A 5,514-nucleotide genomic window follows, 5' to 3' on the forward strand; every position below is an offset into this window, starting at 1 on the left:
GGTGTAGAATGTCTCGCCGCCGGCCTTTATCACCGATGCCGCGTCGAAGGCGCTGGCCGGCGGCGAGACATTCTACACCTGGCAAAGGGGCATCCCCGAACTTAGGCAGGCACTCTCCCGTTACTATGCCAGGCATTTCGGCAAGACCTTCCCGGAGGAAGAATTCATCGTCACCGGCTCCGGCATGCATGCCATCCAGCTGGCGCTCGACGCGCTCGCCGGTGCCGACGACGAGGTTGTCTATCTGTCGCCGGCCTGGCCGAATTTCGATGCCGCGGCAGCGATAGCGGGAGCCGTTCCGGTCGCGGTGACGCTCGATCATTCCGGCAATGGCTGGTCCTGCGACGTCGAGAAGCTCGCGGCTTCGATCACGCCGCGCACAAAGGCGCTGTTCATCAACACGCCGTCGAATCCGACCGGCTGGACCGCCGATGATGAGACCTTGCAGGCCATCCTCGATCTGGCGCGCGCCAAAAACCTTTGGATCATCGCGGACGAGATCTATTCTCTGTTCCACTATGGCCACGGCCGCGCGCCGTCCTTCCTCGACATCGCGTCGGCGGAAGACCGCATCCTCTATGTCAACTCCTTCTCCAAGAACTGGGCTATGACCGGCTGGCGCGTCGGCTGGATCAAGACACATCCGAGCTTGCAGCAGGTGTTCGAGAACCTGATCCAATATTCGAATTCCGGCGTCGCCCAGTTCATGCAGCGCGGCGCGGCCGCCGCCCTTGATGAGGGCGATGCCTTCGTTGCCGAACAGGTGGAGCGGGCGCGCAAGGCGCGCGACCTTGTCTGCGGCATCCTCGGCGCCACCGGCCGCGCCCGGTTTACGGTGCCGCAGGGTGCGTTCTATCTGTTTTTCACTGTCGACGGCATCACCGATTCACGCACCGCTGCCTTCGACATTGTCGACAAGGCCAATGTCGGCCTGGCGCCAGGCACGGCTTTCGGCCCCGGCGGCGAGGCGTTTTTGCGGTTGTGTTTCCACCGCCGCCTCGACCAGGTCGAGGAAGCGGCGCACCGGCTGGCGAAGTGGATGAAGGCAGTTTGAGGATTGGGCTGGACAGGAAAGCCGCGCGTTTGAAGATTCTGGACCGCCTCACTCTTCGGCCGCAGTAACGGCATGGATCCTAGGGTCTGCGCCGCGTCGCTTCGCTCCTTGCTTCGCCCTAGGATGACGAAGAGAAAGATGCCTCGGCCAACCTCGAAGGTCGGCCATTGCTACGATGCCAGACTCCAACTCTGTGACTAGCCAGAAGCCCCCACGCTTCGTCATCCTAGGGCGTAGCAGTCGCGAAGCGACGTCGCGGAGACCCTAGGATCCATGCCGTGACGTCGGAGCGTCGCGGCGTTGGAAGCAATCGACAGGCGCAACCAGCAACGGCTTCAGCCGCCTGACTTGGGGACCAGCAGGGGAATGATGCGGTCGCTCTTGGCTACCGAAGGCCGCCCGGCGGAGCCATAGGGGATGCCGAGCGCATCCCAGGTCTCGACCAGCGCATCCTGCAATTCGGCGATCAGTGCATCGGAGTGGAACGGCGTCGGCGTGATGCGCAGCCGCTCGGTGCCGCGCGGCACGGTCGGGTAGTTGATCGGCTGGATGTAGATGCCGTGCACGCCGAGCAGGCGGTCGCTGGCCATCTTGCAGGCCTCGGGATCGCCGACTAGCAGCGGCACGATGTGGGTCGGCGAGTCCATCACCGGCAGGCCGGCGGCCGACAGGATCTGCTTGGTTCGGCTCGCCTGCTGCTGCTGGGCGTCGCGCTCGGCCTGCGAGCGCTTGAGATGGCGGATCGACGCGGTCGCGGCAGCCGCGATCGCCGGCGGCAGTGCCGTGGTGAAGATGAAGCCCGGCGCATAGGAACGCACGGCGTCGATCACGGCGCTGGTGCCGGTGATATAGCCGCCCAGCGTGCCGAATGCCTTGGCCAGGGTGCCTTCGATGATGTCGATGCGGTCGGCCAGGCCTTCGCGCTCGGTGATGCCGCCGCCGCGCGGCCCGTACATGCCGACGGCATGGACCTCATCGATATAGGTCATGGCGTTGTAGCGCTCGGCGAGCTCGACGATCTCTTTGATCGGCGCGATGTCGCCATCCATCGAGTAGACGCTTTCGAAGACGATCAGCTTGGCGCGTTCGCGTCCCGCCGCCTGCAAAAGGCTTTCCAGATGCGCGACGTCGTTGTGGCGGAAGATCTTTTTCTCGGCGCCGGAACGCCGCACGCCTTCGATCATCGAGGCGTGGTTCAATTCGTCCGAGATGATCAGGCAGTTGGGCAAAAGCTTCGCGATGGTCGAGATCGAGGCCTCGTTGGAGACGAAACCGGAGGTGAAGACCAGTGCCGCTTCCTTGTCGTGCAGGTCGGCAAGCTCCACCTCGAGTTCGACCAGCGGGTTCGAGGTGCCGGAAATGTTGCGGGTGCCGCCGGCGCCCGAACCCATCTTGCCAGCGGTATTCTGGAACGCGGCGATGACGTCGGGATGCTGGCCCATGCCGAGATAGTCGTTGGAGCACCAGACGGTGATTTCCTCGGCGCGGCCATTGGAACGCCAGATGGCGCGCGGGAACTTGCCCGCGATCCGCTCCAGGTCGGCGAAAACGCGGTAGCGACGCTCGGCATGGAGCTGGTCGATCGCTTCCTCGAAGAACCGCTGATAGTTCATATAGGCTTCCCAATTTTTGCGCGGGATCATAATCATTGGCCTGTTGGTCGTCCACCTGGCCTTTTTGGTCAAAATGCCACGCCCCGGACCTGTTCCTAACGATCACGGATCGTGGCCTATTCCCTTGATGTGGATCAACTTTGTTTCAGGACGATGCCACTAGCCGGCGATGCCGGTTACCACGGTTTCAATGGTTATGCGGCGGGCTTTCCAGTAGAGCGGGGGTTGAGACAGTTTCCGATAAATCTTGGATAAGCGAGGAAGCGGATGACGGTTTTGGTTACAGGCGGCGCCGGTTACATCGGCAGCCATATGGTCTGGGAGTTGCTTGATGCCGGCGAGGGCGTGGTCGTCCTCGATCGCCTTTCCACCGGTTTCGAATGGGCGGTGGCGCCCGAGGCAAGGCTGGTCGTCGGCGACGTTGCCGACCGGGAATTGGTCGGCTCGGTCATCAGGGAGAACAAGGTCGACGCGATCATTCACTTCGCCGGCTCGATCGTGGTTCCGGAATCGGTCGCCGACCCGCTCAGTTACTACGAGAACAACACCTCGAAGACGCGCACGCTGATCGAAACCGCGGTGCGCGAAGGCGTGCCCAATTTCATCTTTTCATCGACTGCCGCCGTCTATGGCGGAGCCGGCCTGGAGCCGGTGCGCGAGGACGCCCGCCTGTCGCCGGAATCGCCCTATGGCCTGTCCAAGCTGATGAGTGAGTGGATGCTGCGCGACGCGTCGATCGCGCATGGCCTGCGCTATACCGCGCTGCGCTACTTCAACGTCGCCGGCGCCGACCCGAAGGGCCGCACCGGCCAGTCGACGCCGGGCGCAACCCATCTGATCAAGGTCGCCTGCGAGACGGCACTTGGCAAGCGGCCGTTCATGCAGGTGTTCGGCACCGATTATCCGACGCCGGACGGCACCTGCATGCGCGACTACATCCACGTCAGCGACCTGGCGGCGGCGCATCGCCTGGCCTTGCAGCGGCTGCGTGCCGGGGGACAAAGCCTCGTCGCCAATTGCGGCTACAGCCATGGCTATTCGGTGCTCGAGGTCATTGACAGCGTGCGCCGCGCTTTTGGCCGTGATTTCGAGGTGAAGATGGGCGACCGTCGTCCTGGCGATGCCGCGGCGGTGGTTGCCAATTCGGATCTCGCCCGCGCCGAGCTCGGCTGGACCCCGCAACGCGACGATCTCGACCAGATCGTCGCCGACGCGCTCGCCTGGGAGCGCATCTTGACCGGCAAGAACTCCGCGCGCGGCTGAGCCGGGTTCTCCCAAGGGCTCGCAAGGCGGGCAGCGAAGCGCTATTGAAGGCCTTCGCGGCAAGGTGCGGAGGCGCCGCGCCGCGAGGAGCTCTTGGGGGATGGCATGAAAATAACGGTGCTCGGGGCCGGTGTCGTCGGTACGGCGGCCGCCTATTATCTGGCCAGCGACGGCCATGAGGTGACAGTGATCGAGCGCCATCCGGCGGCGGCACAAGGCACCAGCCAGTCCAATGCCGGCCTGGTGTCACCGGGTGACGCCACCGCCTGGGCCTCGCCGGCGGCTTTGAAGACTTTCCTGCGCGGGCTCTACAACCATGATCTCGGCATCAAGGTCAGGCTGCGCCTCGATCCCTATTTCCTCGCCTGGAGCCTGCGTTTCCTGCGCCAGTGCACGGTGGCGCGCCTGCGCGCCAACACCGACATCAAGCTCAGGCTCGCGCTCTATTCGCGTGACTGCATCAATGCGCTTTCGGAAGCGACCGGCATCCACTACGACGAACGCAAGAAGGGCATTCTCTACTTCTTCCGCTCGCAAAAGAGCCTCGATACCGGCACCGACAATTACCGTTATCTTGCCAGGCACGGCCTGCCGATCGAAATCGTCGGCCGCGACCGGCTGGTCGAGCTGGAACCAGGCCTTGCCGGCGTCAAGGACAAGATTGCCGGGGGCGTCTATTCGCCAACCGACCAGACCGGAGATTCCAAGCAGTTTGTCGACAGGCTGGCCGCCTATGCTGCCGAGAAGCTCGGCGTCAAATTCCTGTTCGGCACGACAGTCGAAGGCCTCGACATCGAGGGCGATCATGTGCGCGCGGTGATGACGTCGGCCGGCCCGGTCGCCGGCGATGCCGTGGTCATCTCGATGGGACCGGAGAGCGGCCTGCTCGGGCGCCGTTACGGCATCGACCTGCCTGTCTATCCGGTAAAGGGCTATACCGCGACGATTCCCCTGGAGGACGAAAGCAAGGGACCGACCATGGGCGGCGCCGACGAGGACCGGCTGATCGGCTATTCCAGGCTGGGCAACCGCTTGCGGATGTCCTCGACGGCTGAATTCACCGGCTTCGACCGAACTTTCAAGCCCGCCGATTTCAAGACGATCATCAGCACCGGCAAGGATCTTTTCCCGGGTGCCTTCGACGAGAAGAAGGCTGTGTTCTGGGCCGGTCTGCGGCCGATGATGCCCAACTCGGTGCCGGTCATCGGCCAGGCTCGCTACAAGAATCTCTATCTCGACACCGGCCACGGCCATGTCGGCTGGACCATGGCCTGCGGCTCGGGGAAATTCCTTGCCGACCTCGTTTCCGGCCGCAAGCCGGAGATCGACCCGCAGGGGCTGGTCTACGGGGGGTAGTGATGTCGGGACCGCAAGTCGCTATCGACCTTGGCCGCATCGAGCGCAATGCGCGCACGATCGTCGAGCGCTGCGCGCTGTCGGGCATAAAAGTGTTCGGCGTTACCAAGGGCACTTGCGGCATGCCGCAAGTGGCGCGCGCCATGTTGCGCGGCGGTGTCGCCGGCATCGCCGAATCGCGTTTCGAGAACATCCGCCGGCTGCGCGACAGCGGCATCAACGCGCCGA

General features: G+C 63.9%; 4 protein-coding genes and 1 pseudogene. 4 read left to right on the top strand and 1 reads right to left on the bottom strand.

All coding sequences use genetic code 11. The features are described 5' to 3' along the window. Positions 1-19 precede the first annotated feature (19 nt). Positions 20-1,054: pseudogene (locus tag EN906_RS21270) on the top strand (pyridoxal phosphate-dependent aminotransferase); the annotation flags it as partial. A gap of 335 nt (positions 1,055-1,389) precedes the next feature. On the opposite strand, the gene hemA reads toward EN906_RS21270, so the two are convergent. After that, positions 1,390-2,667, bottom strand: a complete 1,278-nt coding sequence (gene hemA / locus EN906_RS21275; protein ID WP_127270796.1) for a 5-aminolevulinate synthase — start codon at positions 2,665-2,667, stop codon at positions 1,390-1,392. Between the two features lie 267 nt (positions 2,668-2,934). Here hemA and galE point away from each other — a divergent pair, with 267 nt between their 5' ends. The 3 genes from galE to EN906_RS21290 all read left to right on the top strand — a co-directional run. Continuing rightward, positions 2,935-3,930, top strand: a complete 996-nt coding sequence (galE, locus tag EN906_RS21280) for a UDP-glucose 4-epimerase GalE (RefSeq protein ID WP_127270794.1) — start codon at positions 2,935-2,937, stop codon at positions 3,928-3,930. Positions 3,931-4,035: 105 nt separating this feature from the next. Beyond that, on the top strand, positions 4,036-5,286 hold the full coding sequence (locus tag EN906_RS21285) for a D-amino acid dehydrogenase (protein WP_127271728.1): 1,251 nt from the start codon (positions 4,036-4,038) through the stop codon (positions 5,284-5,286). A 2-nt stretch (positions 5,287-5,288) separates the two neighbouring features. After that, positions 5,289-5,514: alanine racemase (locus tag EN906_RS21290; protein ID WP_206529144.1), on the top strand; the 226-nt coding region annotated here is incomplete at its 3' end.

The sequence above is a fragment of the Mesorhizobium sp. M7A.F.Ca.CA.004.06.1.1 genome (genome assembly GCF_003999135.1).
Taxonomy (GTDB): Bacteria; Pseudomonadota; Alphaproteobacteria; order Rhizobiales; family Rhizobiaceae; genus Mesorhizobium.